This is a genomic window from Bradyrhizobium sp. Crot121 (assembly GCF_059512385.1).
On the sequence record NZ_JCAMOR010000123.1, the window covers coordinates 1 to 14364 of the forward strand.

19 protein-coding genes and 3 pseudogenes are annotated in these 14364 nt (G+C 60.4%); 2 read left to right on the forward strand and 20 right to left on the reverse strand.

Features of this window, described 5'->3' with window-relative positions:
• Positions 1–418: 418 nt before the first annotated feature.
• The 17 genes and pseudogenes from AC5ZGW_RS42985 to AC5ZGW_RS43065 form a co-directional block, all read right to left on the reverse strand.
• On the reverse strand, positions 419–868 hold the full coding sequence (locus tag AC5ZGW_RS42985; RefSeq protein WP_130229971.1) for a Rieske (2Fe-2S) protein: 450 nt from the start codon (positions 866–868) through the stop codon (positions 419–421).
• Positions 869–997: 129 nt separating this feature from the next.
• On the reverse strand, positions 998–1186 hold the full coding sequence (locus AC5ZGW_RS42990) for a hypothetical protein (protein ID WP_130229973.1): 189 nt from the start codon (positions 1184–1186) through the stop codon (positions 998–1000).
• Between the two features lie 64 nt (positions 1187–1250).
• Positions 1251–2438 (reverse strand): DegT/DnrJ/EryC1/StrS family aminotransferase, encoded by a 1188-nt coding sequence (locus tag AC5ZGW_RS42995; RefSeq protein ID WP_245475085.1) that lies wholly within the window; start codon positions 2436–2438, stop codon positions 1251–1253.
• Positions 2439–2449: 11 nt separating this feature from the next.
• Positions 2450–2719: a DUF6129 family protein gene (locus AC5ZGW_RS43000; RefSeq protein WP_130229977.1), complete on the reverse strand. Its 270-nt coding sequence runs from the start codon at positions 2717–2719 to the stop codon at positions 2450–2452.
• A 34-nt stretch (positions 2720–2753) separates the two neighbouring features.
• Positions 2754–3111, reverse strand: a pseudogene (locus AC5ZGW_RS43005) (DUF3024 domain-containing protein).
• 14 nt (positions 3112–3125) lie between these two features.
• Positions 3126–3365, reverse strand: coding sequence for a nitrogen fixation protein NifZ (locus AC5ZGW_RS43010; protein WP_028169009.1), 240 nt, complete (start codon positions 3363–3365; stop codon positions 3126–3128).
• Positions 3362–3682 carry a nitrogen fixation protein NifZ gene (locus AC5ZGW_RS43015; RefSeq protein ID WP_130229979.1) on the reverse strand — a complete coding sequence of 107 codons (321 nt, stop codon included), beginning with the start codon at positions 3680–3682 and terminating at the stop codon, positions 3362–3364. Before AC5ZGW_RS43015 ends, AC5ZGW_RS43010 begins: the two co-directional genes overlap by 4 nt.
• 91 nt (positions 3683–3773) lie before the next feature.
• On the reverse strand, positions 3774–3974 hold the full coding sequence (locus AC5ZGW_RS43020; RefSeq protein WP_245475083.1) for a hypothetical protein: 201 nt from the start codon (positions 3972–3974) through the stop codon (positions 3774–3776).
• Positions 3971–4366: a 4Fe4S-binding leucine-rich repeat protein gene (locus AC5ZGW_RS43025; protein WP_245475084.1), complete on the reverse strand. Its 396-nt coding sequence runs from the start codon at positions 4364–4366 to the stop codon at positions 3971–3973. The genes AC5ZGW_RS43020 and AC5ZGW_RS43025 overlap by 4 nt, the downstream gene beginning before the upstream one ends.
• Complete coding sequence (locus tag AC5ZGW_RS43030; RefSeq protein WP_130229981.1) at positions 4356–4892, reverse strand: tetratricopeptide repeat protein; 537 nt, start codon at positions 4890–4892, stop codon at positions 4356–4358. Before AC5ZGW_RS43030 ends, AC5ZGW_RS43025 begins: the two co-directional genes overlap by 11 nt.
• A gap of 340 nt (positions 4893–5232) precedes the next feature.
• Complete coding sequence (locus AC5ZGW_RS43035; RefSeq protein ID WP_028169012.1) at positions 5233–5457, reverse strand: YfhL family 4Fe-4S dicluster ferredoxin; 225 nt, start codon at positions 5455–5457, stop codon at positions 5233–5235.
• 12 nt (positions 5458–5469) lie between these two features.
• Positions 5470–7026 carry a nitrogenase cofactor biosynthesis protein NifB gene (gene nifB, locus AC5ZGW_RS43040; protein WP_130229983.1) on the reverse strand — a complete coding sequence of 519 codons (1557 nt, stop codon included), beginning with the start codon at positions 7024–7026 and terminating at the stop codon, positions 5470–5472.
• 279 nt (positions 7027–7305) lie between these two features.
• Positions 7306–8165, reverse strand: a pseudogene (locus AC5ZGW_RS43045) (SIR2 family NAD-dependent protein deacylase); the annotation flags it as partial.
• A complete protein-coding gene (nifT, locus tag AC5ZGW_RS43050) occupies positions 8162–8383 on the reverse strand; it encodes a putative nitrogen fixation protein NifT (RefSeq protein WP_028169014.1) in 222 nt (73 codons plus the stop codon). The pseudogene AC5ZGW_RS43045 and the gene nifT, both read right to left, overlap by 4 nt.
• A 4-nt stretch (positions 8384–8387) precedes the next feature.
• Entirely contained in the window at positions 8388–9572 is a 1185-nt protein-coding gene (nifS, locus tag AC5ZGW_RS43055; protein WP_028169015.1) for a cysteine desulfurase NifS, read from the reverse strand.
• Between the two features lie 10 nt (positions 9573–9582).
• Positions 9583–9873: a NifU family protein gene (locus AC5ZGW_RS43060; protein WP_028169016.1), complete on the reverse strand. Its 291-nt coding sequence runs from the start codon at positions 9871–9873 to the stop codon at positions 9583–9585.
• A 16-nt stretch (positions 9874–9889) separates the two neighbouring features.
• On the reverse strand, positions 9890–10213 hold the full coding sequence (locus tag AC5ZGW_RS43065; protein ID WP_028169017.1) for a HesB/IscA family protein: 324 nt from the start codon (positions 10211–10213) through the stop codon (positions 9890–9892).
• A 278-nt stretch (positions 10214–10491) separates the two neighbouring features.
• On the opposite strand from AC5ZGW_RS43065, the gene AC5ZGW_RS43070 reads away from it, so the two are divergent.
• Positions 10492–11082, forward strand: a complete 591-nt coding sequence (locus tag AC5ZGW_RS43070) for a hypothetical protein (protein ID WP_130229987.1) — start codon at positions 10492–10494, stop codon at positions 11080–11082.
• 15 nt (positions 11083–11097) lie between these two features.
• Here AC5ZGW_RS43070 and AC5ZGW_RS43075 read toward each other — a convergent pair whose 3' ends face one another.
• Both AC5ZGW_RS43075 and AC5ZGW_RS43080 read right to left on the reverse strand, forming a co-directional pair.
• On the reverse strand, positions 11098–11505 hold the full coding sequence (locus AC5ZGW_RS43075; protein WP_028169019.1) for a Rieske (2Fe-2S) protein: 408 nt from the start codon (positions 11503–11505) through the stop codon (positions 11098–11100).
• A 679-nt stretch (positions 11506–12184) separates the two neighbouring features.
• Entirely contained in the window at positions 12185–12661 is a 477-nt protein-coding gene (locus AC5ZGW_RS43080; RefSeq protein ID WP_028169021.1) for a Wadjet anti-phage system protein JetD domain-containing protein, read from the reverse strand.
• Positions 12662–12796: 135 nt separating this feature from the next.
• Between AC5ZGW_RS43080 and AC5ZGW_RS43085 the strand changes: the two genes are divergently transcribed.
• Positions 12797–13426, forward strand: coding sequence for an FMN-binding negative transcriptional regulator (locus AC5ZGW_RS43085; RefSeq protein ID WP_028169022.1), 630 nt, complete (start codon positions 12797–12799; stop codon positions 13424–13426).
• Between the two features lie 210 nt (positions 13427–13636).
• On the opposite strand, the pseudogene AC5ZGW_RS43090 reads toward AC5ZGW_RS43085, so the two are convergent.
• Positions 13637–14364: pseudogene (locus tag AC5ZGW_RS43090) on the reverse strand (IS630 family transposase); the annotation flags it as partial.

Here is a 14364-nt window from a genome sequence, read left to right on the forward strand (position 1 = left end):
AAAGGTGGACTTCTCTTGCTTCGGGTATCATCCATATCTTGAAGCACGACTCACGATCCAAGAAAAGTGGGTACTAGCACTTGAACACCTCCTTGGGCCGCCGAGATCATTCGGATGCGGGCGCGAATGATCTCCGTTTCAGGGTAATGCGTCCATGCGCGATAAGAGCTGGCGACCGGGCGTTTGATCCTCGCAAAGCCACCAACGCACGCGAACATCGAATGGATGCGCGTCTCGCTGTTCGAGTAGCGCCGTACCATTCATGCTGGGCTACAGGATAACCCGCCGGCCTGCCCGGCCCTTGATCCTAACAAATCCGAACGCAGCGATACGCGACAGACCTGCGCCGATGTTCATGCGAATGACGGCGCTTTCCCTTAAAAGACTCCTTAAGTCCACGTTCATGAGATCAAGCCTGTTAATCTGGATGGATCATGATGTCCATGGTTTCGTCGCCATCCTCGAACGGACCGGGAAAGCCGTTGTCCTCCACCAGCTTCACGGCACACAGGCAGACGTCGCCGCCGATCACGGCGAGCGCAACCGGCTCAAGGGCTCTTCCGTTACAAGGGCCATCGATGCAAAACCCGCTGTCGATCTCGAGGATCGCTCCGTGCCGGCCGCACCCGAGAAAGGCGCGGTCGGGCGAGAAAAATTCGCCCGCACGGATGTTGAGCCAGACGCCGTCATGTGGGCAGCGGTTGACATAGCCGTGATAATCATTGCCAACGGTCCGAACCACAACAATCGGAAACGGCCGACTCTCACCGCTCTCGTCGATCCGTGACAGGCTAAAGCCCCTCGCGCTGCCCCGCTCGATTGCATCGGCGGGGCAGACGGCGAACACCTCAATCTCTTGGCTGCCCATGTCGCGCTGCTCCCTTGCTCATGCGCCGTGTTTTCCTGCGCGAAAGACATCGACGGCGGTACCGGTCAACCGAAGGACGCCAATTCCACCGACCAGCTCCTTGTAGGCATCGACGGCCCGCTGAGAACATCAAATTGCATTGAGCTTCTCATTGTCTTCCCGCACCACCCTCAAGAGTTCCTCGTGGCCTTGCCGGACGAACAGGCCGGAGCATCCGCGTGTGGTCTGCCCCTGCATTTGTCCGGAAGTGGCGATCTCCGGGTTCTGCAGCACCGCCAAAAGTGACGTGGCGTGAATGACGTCGATTATCTTGTCCAACGGTGAGACTGTGCATGTCGACATTCAAGCCTGCCTTGCGCCTCGCATTGATAATTCCTCGTTGCTAATAAATTGCTGCGCCAGCGCCGATGTTGATGGATGCGTCCTTCATCGTCTCCACGATGAACTCGATCTGCTCGTCGGTGAGGTGGCTGTGAAACGGCAGTGCCAGGGCGCGATCGGCGATCTTTTCCGCAACCCGGAAATCGCCATGACGATAGCCAAGTTCGAAATAATGCCGCTGCAGATGCAAGGGATAGCAATAAGCGGCGGCCTCGACCTGCTCGATGCGGAGGTCATCGACAATGGCGTCGCGGCTGGATCGCGCGAAGCGCGTTCCGAGATGGACGAGATAAAGAAACCAGTTCACCTCGGTCACATCGGGACCGACATAGGGAGGCTTGATACCCTCAAAGGATTGCATATGCGCGTTGTAGAGCTGTTCGACGAGTCGGCGCCGCTCCAGGATCTCCTCGAGGCGCTTCAGCTGCGCAAGGCCCAGCGCGGCTGTGAGATCGCTCATGCCGGCCTGGTGGGGCGCTGCGCTGCTGACGACAACGGAGGAGCGCTCATCCAGCCGATGCGCGCGATGGCGGCGCAAGCCAACGGCCATGTCGATGTCGTCGGTCACCACCATGCCGCCTTCGCCGCAGGTCAGGGCCAGTGGCTGGGCGAAGTCGAACACGGCGATATCGCCAAAGCGGCCGACGAGTTCGAACTTGTATCGCGATCCGATCGCTTCGGTTGAATCCTCCAGGAGCGGCAATTGATGGCGCTGCGCGATCGCGCGCAGCTCCGACCATGGCGCCGGATGGCCATTGGGGTTGCCACCAATGATCGCCCGCGTGTTGGCCGTGACACGCTCTTCGACCTTCGCCGGAGCCAAGGCTCCCGACCAATAGTCGACGTCGGCAAATACGGCCCTCGCGCCCACGAGACTGATAGCATGCACTACCTCACGAAACGAATAAGGCGAGGCAATCACCTCCTGCCCGGGTCCGATGCCGAGCGCTTTTAGTGCAAGCAGAAGCCCGATGGTGCCGCTGGGGACGGCAACGGCATATTTGCGCCCAAGGTAGGCGGCGAAGGCTTTCTCGAAGGCCTCGGTGATGGGCCCATTGGAGACCCGTGGCGAACACAGCAGCGCTTCCACGGCGGAGAGCTCGGCGGAGGTGATATCGGGATCTGAGAGCGGAATGAAGGATAAATCGGCGTCGACCGCGTCCGTGCCATCGTCGCGATGCCCTACCAGTCCAACGCCGATCACCGTCCGATCCTCCTTGCCGCCAGCAGGATGCCAATCGCCCGCACCGGATCGGCCGTGATATCTAGGCAGCGATCGCAGCCATCGATCAGATGCAGATCGAAATTCGGAAGACTCCGGAATGGTCGCTCCGTCACGTCAGAGGCATCACAGCGTGTCGCGGCGAGGTGCGGAAAGCGACGCCGCAACTCGAGAACCGGATCTGCATCAGCCTGCGCCGCCGCGAGCACCCGTTCGATTTCCATCAATTCGTCTGTGCCAAGCGCCATCGCGTCTCCCATATAATTGGACCCTAAATAAGCTTCATAGCCAGAACAGCCGCTCGGGATCTGTGTTCAAATCTTCGATCGCCGAGGTCAGCCGGTGGTAAATGCTATAAAACTCCCAGATTCCGTTTGCGTGGTTCTTGCGAAACAGCTTCCACATGCCGCACACCATGTCGTAGTGGATCAGCGCGGCATCGATAAGGCCGCCATCGGCGTCGATATTGCGAGAGCAGCAGGGACTCTCGATCAGATAGCCCCCTCACCGCCTTCACATGCGGCGAGACATAGCGATAGCGCTTGCGCGCGCTTAAGGCGCGCTCGATCCGCTTGCAATCGAGCTCGTTCGGGTGAGGGATCATCCTGACCGCTGCCTTTCTCATCACCGCGGCATTCATCGCCAAAGGCCCCCTCATAGCACTGTGATTTCTTCTTCAAGACAGCCGACGACCATCCGCTCGCCGAACTCGACGAGATAGATTGGCACGTTGCCTTCCCTATGCCTGCCGACCTGCACGATCTCGCCGATCCCTCCGGCGCCGATCAGGAGTCTATCGGCCGGTGCATTGGGAAACGAGCCGTCATTGATGAGGTCGACCGCTGCCTTGACGCGCTGGCCCCATTGGTATTTCGGCAGTCTCGAGGCGATCATGGGCCGGCCTCTTCAGGCAACGGCAGATCCAAAAGCTCATCGCGCCCCACCTCCGGCTCGAGCTCTTTGCGCTTCATGCCGACGCGGTTGCCGCTTTCGAGAAATTGAACGCCATAGATGTAGAACTGCTGCAGGAAAGTGCCGATTGAGACGACGTAACCCACCTCCCCCTTTTTGACGAGGATCTCGCCGATCTCCTTGCCGGCATATGTCCCGTCATTGCGGATGGTACGGCTGGCCTGCACCTTTTCGCCAAACCTGAAGAAAGGCGGCCCGGTCAACTCGACCACCTCGCTGTCGCGAACGATGTTGCTCATGTCCCACTCTCTCTCGGTCGTTCGGGCCGGATGGCCACGCGCGCGCGGGCGACTTCCTGCACCATCGAGTCCTCGTCTTTGGTCAATTCCGCTAGCTCGGCCGCCGTGCGATCTCGAGGCGCACGGTGCCATCGGGATCATTGACCATGCCGAGCAGCCACTCATTGGGAACACGGATCGCAACCACGCGGCGCACCTCGGGTTCGTCATCGCTCATGAGACGCCCAAGCAGCGCCCGCGCGATCCGGCTCGCCACCACCAGGCGGACGTAATAGTCCTGGTCCGAGATCATCGGCGCCAGCTCCCATCCAGCAAGGTCGCAACCCGCATCCTAACCTTCCGATGCAGATCGTTGCGCAGCCGCAGCACTAAGCGCTTGGGCAGGCGCCGCGCGGCGTTCCAGCGCACGGTTTCCTCAGCATCGTCGGGCGGCATCGGCAGCAGAAACACGCTGGCGTGGTTGGCTGCGATCGCGCGCACCTCAAAATGTGGATGGGTGATGTAGGCGTCGGCCAGCGCCGGATTCCAGTAGAAGAAGCGGTCGACGCGGCGAGCATAGCGGTCGTTGACGCAGGCGTGCATCAAGCGGCAGCCGCCGCTGGCCCTGAGCCCGATACGAGTGCAGGTGCCGCAGTCGACCTCGTTGCCCAGCCAGTCGCGGGCCTTATCGATGTCAATCGTCATCGTCCTGCCCCATCCGCTGCAGCACGTCCAGGAGCACCCTGGCGCCGATCTTGTCGGTCGGCTCGAGCTGCACGAGCTTGCTGGCGGCCGCGCGGCCTTCATCCAGATTGCCGAGCCGCAGCTGCAGGTACGCGTAGGCTTTTAGCGAAAATAAATAGAAGCGCGACAGGATGTTCTCGTAGCAATCGAAAGCAGCGTCGCCCGCGCTGACCCGCCGCCAATCGTCAGCGAGACCGTTTTCGCGCGCTGCCTTGGAGATACAGAGCTTTGCCACCTCCAACGCCTCGGCCAAGCGACCTTTGTAGAAATAGAAGCGGTAGATTCCGATCAGGACGGCGGCGTGGCCCGGCGCTAGCGCCTGCGCTTCGTGCAGGTGCCTTTCCGCGATCGCATCCACGTGATAGAGGAGCCCGGCCTGCCACAGATGATCCTCGGCTTCGCGCGGCAGGCCTTCGCCGAGCAGCGTGCGCGCAATCAGCGCCCCTTCGCTCCCGGACAGCGGATTGCCGGCCCCAGCGAGGTTCATTGGCAGCTTTCCTGTTCTAATGGGCAGCCTTTGCGGTATCGCTGGAGCAGCACACCTGCTTCTTGGAAGATCGGCCCGCTCTGCGCAGCAGTGTCGGTCAAATCGATCGTGACACCGCCAAGCATTAGCGGCTCCCGAATTGAGGCAATCTTAGCCCGTTCCGCTGGAGGCCTTGCTGACCGGGCCGAGGTGCCGGCGCAACACCTGTCTTGGCGGACAAATCCAAGCAACCACCGCCTGTAACGGCGAGGCGGAAGCTGCGGCCAGCGGTGCGCAGCGCGAAAATCGCGAGTTTTTCAGCGCTGGGCGCCGGCGTAAAGGTCATGGGATCGGCCCCTATTTACGCGCGCGCCTGGTAGCGCGGCAACGAGGTGTCCAAGACGCAGGTGTTATCGACCGGGCACACCGCGACGCATTGCGGCTCGTCAAAATGGCCGACGCACTCGGTGCATTTTTTCGGATCGATGACAAACGTTCCGCCTTTCTCCGAGATTGCGACATTGGGACATTCGGGCTCGCAAGCCGAGCAGCTCGTGCATTGCGAGGCGATGATCTTGAACGGCATTGACCTTCCCCCTTAGGCGGCCGAAATCAGTGCGCCCTGGCGGATCGCCGCCTCGCCCCGCTCGGTATGCTGGATTTCGCCGCTTTGCACCTTCTCCAGATAGGACTTGAACCAGGCGATCGCTGATTTTTCGATGAACTCATGGGCGTATTGGTCGACTGGCTCGATCCCGGCCTTCAACAGATTGCTTTTCGGACAGCCGCCGATCTTGGCCACTAATACCGCATGGCAGTCGTTGATGGCGCTGATGACGGTGGCAAGGCGCTCCTCCTCGCCACAGCCGCCCCGGCAATAGTGATCGACGCGGCGATGGCCGACGAATTTGGCGCCGGTCGTGGAGAGTTCGTACACCTGGAACTCTTTGGCGTGACCGAAATGCTCGTTGATGACGCCCGCGCCCTTCGTCGCCACGGCAACCATGGGCTTGATGTCACTCATTTTGCTGGCAAGCTCGACGAGCTCTTCCTGCTTGCCAGCAAGCTTGGCAACGCGCTCCTGCTCGATCTTGGCTTGATAGGCCTTGCGCATCGGCAAGTCATATTTGACGTCCATGGCCATAACCTTCTCGGTAGTGAACTCCGCGCTGCGGTCCTCGCCGAGCAAGCCGACAGCGTCGGCGCGGCACTGCCGGCAATGCCGCATCAGGTTCATCTCGCCCTCGCAGGCATCCTGCAGTGCCTTTAATTCCTGCGCGGTTGGCCCCCGCTGCCCGTTGAGACCAAACTCCGTGCCGTGCTCGGGCGCGGAGATCAGCGGCATTATGTTGTGCAGGAACGCGCCGCGCGATTTGATCGCCTTGTTGACCTTGACCAGATGCTGATCGTTAATACCCGGGATCATCACCGAATTGATCTTGCATAGGATGCCCCGCTCGGTGAGCATCTCGAGGCCTTTCAGCTGGCGCTCGTTGAGGATCTTTGCGGCTTCTAGGCCGGTGTAGCGCTTGTGGTTGTAGAAAATCCACGGATAGATTTTGGCGCCGATTTCGGGATCGACCATGTTGATAGTGATGGTGACATGATCGATCTTGAAGCGGGCGATCGTGTCGACATGGTCGGGTAGCATCAGGCCGTTGGTCGACAAGCACAGCTTGATGTCGGGAGCAGCCTTGGCCACCAGCTCGAACGTCTTGAACGTCTTTTTCGGATTGGCCAGGGGATCGCCGGGCCCCGCGATGCCGAGCACAGTCATCTGTGGGATTGTGGAGGCGACCGCCAGCACGTTTTTCGCCGCCTGCTCCGGCGTTAGTTTTTCGCTCACCACGCCCGGGCGCGATTCATTAGCGCAATCATATTTACGATTGCAGTAATTGCACTGCATGTTGCAGGCAGGCGCGACCGCAACATGCATGCGCGCGTAATGATGATGCGCTGCTTCGCTGTAGCAGGGGTGATTCTTGACCTTCTCCCAGATCTCGGTCGGCAGATCACCCTGGCCGGCCTGCGAGCCGCAGCTTGCCTTGCCCCCGCCGGACCTCCCGCAGCCCTTGCGCGCGGCGATCTGCATGACCTTGCCAATGTCGACCGCGCTCCCTACCGAGCTTGCTTCGTCCAGCGCTGATACGTTCATCCTTCCATTCTCCCTGCAGCGGAAACTGAAAAGAAGATTTGCAACTCGCGTGCCATGGCCGGACTTGCGAGCAATTTTGATCTAGGTCAAAAGCTGAGCCGCTTACCGCCCTCTGCCGTGAAAGCGACGGCCTTCTGCACGACATTAGCAATGTTCGAAGTGTGCCAGGCGTCTCGATCCCGACACAGAGATGAACGTACTCATTCCCTGGCGCGAACGAAAGACAACTCGCGTGCGCCGGCACGCGAGCAACATCGACACCCGTATACCGGTCTGTCGGCCGGCGAGCAGGATCTCGATCGCGCGCGGGAGCGGGATCGCAAGCGGCGTCAGGCCCTGTTCGACCAGAAAACGCAGTTCATTCCTGGACAGCACATCTGGCTCCACGATGGCGTAATGAACACCGGCCGAGCGCTTGGTGAGCTGCCGCGCCTAAGTTCGCAGCAGCTGATCGTTGAAGCGGCAGCCGATGAAGAGAAAGCTTCGGCCACTGCGCCGCTCTTTCACCACATCGGGGATCGGCGTCTGAATGTCGATCTCGGTCAGGACCTCGACATAGTCGGCGTCAGAGATCAGGAAGTTCCTTGCGGGCAACACGCCGCCGTGCGGCTTATAGAGGACCGTGCTCCAGCTCTGCGCCGCATCATGGTCGACCTCTCCGCCCGCTGCATCATAGAAGCGATACCAGCGGTCCTCGCCGAGGCCGGCGCGGGTGATACCCTGCACCTCACCCCATCCCTCGCGCCTGCCAAGCGCCCCCGCATCGCACCGTCATACCCGGTATCGACGATGACAGGCAGGGGCAGCACGGCAAGATGATGATGCAGCGGCGTCGGCTCGACCGGCGCAGCAAAGGCCAGCGCCATCAATGCCGTCACGGTGGTGCGATGCTTGTTGCTCTCGATGTGCTGCGCAGACGCCCAGATGTTGCCTTTGGCCCGGCGCGGCAGCGCGACCTTGCTGGCGAAGAAAGCAGCCAAGGCGTCCGGCGTCATCGTCGCATCCGGTTTGGACACATCAGCGAGGCCAGGTCCGAGATAGGGAATAATGCTGGCGGCACGCAGCCTCCTCGCTATGTCAGTGAGAATCGCCTCCGCATCGGCCGCATTGACGAAGTCGGTTTGCGCCATCGCCTTCATCGGCCGTCGCCGTCCTCGCCACGCTTCCTGGCATTGATCGTGATCGGCAGCGACGTGTCGCTTGCCATCTCGGGTAGATCGAGCACCCAGCCATTGCCTATTCTGATCCAGCCACCCCACAGCGTCTCGCGCTCCGATTCCACAATTGGCTCCTCGAGATCTTTTTTCGGCACATAAATCGACAGGCCCTCCGGAGAGCGGCGAATCATGACTTTCATAAGATCAACTCGTGCATTGGGGCGAAGCGCTGGTGGGGTTGGGAGGCTCTTGTGACATGGCACGCAGATTAGCCAGGATGCGCGACAGTACGCGGACGACCTGATCGACGTCATCGGCCGTGGTTTCACGCGAGAGGGAAAAGCGTACCGCGCCGCGCAGGCTCCTTGCCGGCACGTTCATCGCGCGCAGCACATGCGACGGCTCCATTGACCCCGAGCTGCAAGCCGATCCGAGCGAAGCGGCAATGCCCGCTCGGTTGAGATGGTGGACGATTGCTTCGCCTTCGAGATCTTCGAAGGCGATGCTGGCCGTGTTCGGCAGGCGGTTGCTGACATCGCCGAGCGGGATGCAGCGGCCGTTGTGCAAAATCGTCTGCTCCAGGCGATCGCGCAACGCAGCAATGCGAACACGCTCCGGCTCGAGCCCCTCCGCCGCAAGCTCTGCAGCTTTTCCAAGACCGACGATGCCGGGGATGTTCTCGGTTCCGCCGCGGCGCCGTCGCTCCTGTGCCCCACCCCAGATCAGCGGCCTGAATTTCGTGCCTTGTCGCAAATAGAGCGCGCCGATTCCCTTGGGGCCGTGCAGCTTGTGTGCGGACAGCGAGAGCATGTCGATAGCACTGTCCTTCAGGTCGATGGGCACCCTGCCTATGGCCTGCACCGCATCGGTGTGAAACAGCGCACCTGCCGCGCGCGCCAAGCCGGCCAGAAACTCCACCGGGAAGATCGTGCCGGTCTCGTTGTTGGCCCACATAACGGACGCAATCGCCGTGCGTGGTCCAAGCGCCCAGCGAAACGCCTCGAGGTCGAGGCGGCCGCGCGAATCCACCGGGATCACATGCGTCTTGATGCCCGTTAACGCCAATTGCTCGACCAGCGTGAGGATGGCGGAATGCTCGACGGAGGTGGTGACGATCTCGTCGCGCCCTTGCTGGGTCGCGAGCGCAGAAAGGATGGCGGTGTTGTTGGACTCGGTCCCGCCGGAAGTAAAGATGATCTCATGATCGTGGGCGGCTCCCAGCAAACTCTGCAGGCTGCGGCGTGCCTTGGCCACCGGGCCTGCGATCTCGCTGCCGAAGGCGTGGGCGGACGAGGCATTACCGAACCGCTCCGTGAAGAACGGCAACATGGCTTGCAAGACACACGGATCTGTCCGCGTGGTCGCATTGTTGTCGAGATAGATCGGCACAGAGCCTCGCTCAATGCTGCGGATTGGCGCCGCCGGCGACCGGGATCAGGCGAACGAATTCGCCGAGCCCTTGGACCAGCCGCGCCTGAATGCTTTCTAGCGTCGCGCTTGAAAGCTTGCAGAACACGCAGGCACCGGTCAGCTTGACCGTGATCTTGCTGCCGTCGATCCCAACGAGCTGACAGTCTCTGCCGTCGCGTTGCAGATTGGGCCGAATCTCCTCGATCACAGCCCGAATGAGTTGTTCACGATCGGTCTCAACGACCGACCGTTGCTTCAGCTGTTCCGGTTCGACCAGCATGCTTTGATTTCTCTTTTCATCTGCTGAAGGATTTGCCGCAGGAGCAGCTCGAGCTAGCGTTTGGGTTGTCGAAGGTGAAGCCCGAGCCCTCCAGCGCCACCACGAAATCGATCGTCGTGCCGGCGAGGTGCTCATGGCTCTTATTGTCGACGAACACCTTGATCCCGTCGCGCTCGATGACGGTGTCGTCGGGCTTTGCCCCGTCGGCGAGGTCCATCTTGTATTTGAATCCGTCGCAGCCGCCGGCCTCGACCATGATGCGCAAGCCGCTCCTCGGCTGGGCCGAAGCCGAGATCGCGCTCTTGACCGCATTCACTGCGCTATCCGTCAGATTGATCATGGCACCTTTTGTTTTCCAGAGTCATTTGCATCGAATTGGCAAGTCGCATGCCAGAGCGCAGGCGCTTGACACTGCTCACATTCTTCAAAATCGGGCTGTTGGCTTTGCGACGCGTGTCTGGTTGCTGACAAAGGTCTTCGAGGGATCGCGGCGGCTTTGCGTGTCTTCTTTATGGATTCCGCCGAGAAAGGGTTACGCCCGCGGCGGCAAATGATTTGCATTGCGTCTCCCACCGCCGGGGTGCCCGGCGGTGGTCTTGGATAGAGGGATGATTTTTGATGACTGCAATCGAGAACACCGCGCTCGGCCGGTTGGAGAAGGAAGGGCGCCTGCTCAATCCCATATTCAAGGGCGGGACCACCAAGCGGGGCCGGTTCGGCTTTCGTGGCGATATCGCACTGAAATTTCAGGCCCAGGTCGCGGACGAGAAGCGGCCGCCCCACTATTCGATCGAGCAGGTACTGACGGTCGTGCAGGTCGGCGAAAACATCATTCCGGTGCTGGCCGGCTATCTGCACTGCTTCGCTTATCTTGCCGATGTCGCAAACGTTCTTGAGAGCGCGCTAAGCCCTGACGGCAGCTACTTCATGTTTTGCAACAACATAGACCTGTTGACGAAATATCGAATCAAGCTCGCTGGTATCACCTTCAACGTGCTGCCGTGCGATGAATCCACCGTTTGGAAGGAGATGATGGACCTGGTCGGGGTCGACAAGAATGACATCAAGAAGCTCGATGCGCCCGGCAAGCTCGACTACCTGCTCGACGCGGCCAAGGATGTCGATGCGTCCTATGACGAGATCTCTTACGAAGAAGGGCTGAAGAGGATGGAACCCGTGAGAAACCGCAACGAGAACCGGCCGGTCTGAGCGCCGGCTTCAGCTTTAGCCAGAGGAAACCTCCTCCTCGACAAGCCGCACGCCGGTCACGCAGATATCGCCGTCCAGCACCGTCAACGCAACCGGCGTGAGCCGGCTGCCCTTGCATGGGCCGTCGACACAGCGGCCGGTGCTGAGCTCGAAGGTCGAGCCGTGCTTGCCGCACATCAGCCGGATGCCGCGGGGATCGAAAAACTGGTTGCGTTCCCAGTCCAGATTCACGCTGTTGTGCGGGCATTTGTTGAGATAGCCAAACACCCGCTTGCCCCAGCGCACCACGACAATGGGCCACGGCCTGTGGCTGCCGTCTTCGTCGACGATCATGAGGTAGAAGCCCATGGCGCGCTGGCTTGGAATATCGTTGAAGCCGCAGATCGCATAGGCGGTATTCGGCTGCGTCCGCTGCGCGTTCATGACAAGACAACTTTCAATTGATCACCTTGCGATCAGCCTTGCAAAAATCGCGCAAAGTACCGGGGCGCCTTACCTTTTGGCAGTCCCGTGCGCTGCGTCGCAAGCGATACCACAACTAATTGCGACCGGTGCACAATGGATGGATTTGCGCGAGCATGCGCCCTTGAGACAGTTAATCCAGTGAGGCGAGGTCTCGACTCGGCGACACCGCGTCAGCATCACACAACATGAAGAAGTTCACACCGCATATTGTTTTCTGCAGGACTAAATCGTTCAGAGACCCAAAGGATTGAATGACCCCCTTCCCCCCACTGGGAACAAGGACGAGATCGGGATTCAGCAAGCGCACGAGATCTGGCCGGATGGCGGATACTTTTCAGACTGGCTAGTCCCGATGGGGGTCGCATCGGAAGCTTGTCGGCAGATGATAGCTCGCATCGTCGCCGACAACGGTCAGTCAAAGATCGACTGCATCTTTCGCCGGACCAAGACGGCAAGGTCCATCCTTTGTCTCGCGTTTTGCCCGACAGTCGCAGCGCCCCCCGTGACCGGCAACCCTGTAGTCATGCATTTGAAGGTTGGCACTGTCGTTCAAGTCACAACGGAGAATCCGATTTCCTATGCGCTTGGAACCGAGTTGACGGTTCTCAATCGCATGATACCGACGGTTCTCGGCCAGTTAGACTAGTGCTGACCTCCGAGCGGTGACTTGGGGCAAGGCCGGGTCGAGCTCTTCCTGCTCGAGGATCTTGGCGCCCTCCCCCGCCAGATAAGCGGCGAGCGCAGCTATGCCGGAATCCGATGGGCATCGCGCTGGTGCGGCCTTTTTCGGCGGAACTTGTCCAGATCGCTTGGCGATTTCGATGCTCATGAGGTGGGGACGGATCGGGCGTCCGATAGCGCGCTCGATCATGCGGAAGATCCAGGTGCCGTCCGGATCGATGTCCGACCAGTGGAAGATCGGCGTGCATTCGGACACCATTCCCGCGATGACCCGTAGCGCCTCTTGCGTCGCAAGCGAAGGATATCCGGTCGCCCCCTCTTCGATCAACGTCATCCGGGCCGCCGGTGCCAGCTGGACAATATCGGGCTCGTCATGGGTTACGCCGCGCTGGAAACCCGCCAGATCGAGCGCGGCTGTCAGCTTCTGGCTCAAGCCGTCGATTAGCTTCGTTCGCGGCGATTGTCATAGCCGCATGCCCCTACAGCTGGACGAGCAAAATCAGCGATAACTGGCAGTTTCGATCGTGCCAAGCTGGGTCTATGTCAGGGCTGAGAACGGAGAACCGACATGTATGTGCCCCCCGCCTTCAAAGATGACGAAGTCGAAAGCATCCGAGCGACCATCCGCTCCGCCGGCCTCGCCAACCTGGTCACGGCCACCGCGGACGGGCCGCTTGCGACACCCTTGCCGCTCTTCCTCGAGGAGACCGAAGGACAGCACGGAGTTCTGTACGGGCACTTGGCGAAGAGCAATCCGCAATGGCGCGCGGCCCCGAACGGCGAGGCTCTGGCGATCTTCATGGGTCCGGAGGCCTACGTGACGCCCTCATGGTACGCCACCAAGCAAGAAACCGGGAAGGTGGTGCCGACATGGAATTACATCGCCGTCCACGCGTACGGGCCGGTCGAGTTCTTCCAGGAGCCCGAACGTCTGCTCGAGGTGGTCACACGGCTGACGAACGTCCATGAGACGTCGCGTACGAACCCATCGGCTGTCAGCGACGCACCCGCTGATTTCATCGCCGCGCAACTGCGCGGTATCGTCGGGGTGCGCATTCCGGTCACCAGGTTCGAGGGCAAGCGCAAGATGAGTCAGCATCGGCCCAAGGCAGACCGCATCGGCGTCGCCGCCGGCCTTGCGGCGAGCGAAAAACCGCAGGATCGGGAAGTGGCTCCCCTCATTCCGATTCAGGCCTAGAGGTCATGACTTTTCTTCGAATCGTGGTCCCGCTCTATGGAGCATGATCGTTTCGGAAAACCGGTGCCCACTTTTCCGGATCATGCTCTAAGGCGAGCGCAAGAGCGCTGGGTGTCGAACTCAATCGGTCGTATAGAACGCTTCCCGAATGGGATTCGAGATCGGGCCGGAGCCAATAATCGCCGTCTGGGTCATTGCTAGTACCCGGAATCAGAGCTGAGTGATACGGCGGCCTTTGAACCGCTTTTGGCGGACTCGTTTCTTCGTCCAGGCGAAGGGCTGTGCTTTTTCATTGTAGGCGCGGATGAAGGCATCGATGTGCTCCTGTAGCTGCGTGACGGCGGTGAATGATGCACCGTTCAACGACTGGCCTTGCAGGATGGAGAACCAGGTCTCGACCTGATTGAGCCAAGATGCCCCGTCGGCGTAAAATGAAACTGCACCAAGGGGTGCTTTTTGAGCCAGCGCTCATTCTTCTTGTGCGTGTTGAGGTTGTCCAGGATGACGTGAAGTTCGCGGTCCGGAAAGCTGGCAACCAGCCGGTTCATGAAGCCGAGGAACTCCATGCGGCGGCGGCGCTTTGAATGCTCCGCGATGACCGTTCCGGTGGCAACCTGGAGCGCGGCGAACAGCGTCGTCGTGCCATGCCGCTTGTAATCATGGCTTTGGCCAGTCAAAGCCCGTCCGTTGGGCAGCTTCAGATAGCTTTGGGCGCGCTCCAGGGCCTGGATCGATGGCTTCTCATCGACGCACAAGACAATGGCCTTTGCAGGCGGATCGACATAAAGACCAACAACATCGGCGGCTTTGGCCGCAAATTCGGGGTCGTTGCTCTCGCACCAGGATTTGCGAACCGAAAGATCAATCTTGTGCTCGCGCAGGAAGCGCCAGACATATTGAACGTCGACGTCGCCCAGCGCCTCCGCCAGCAGGGGGCC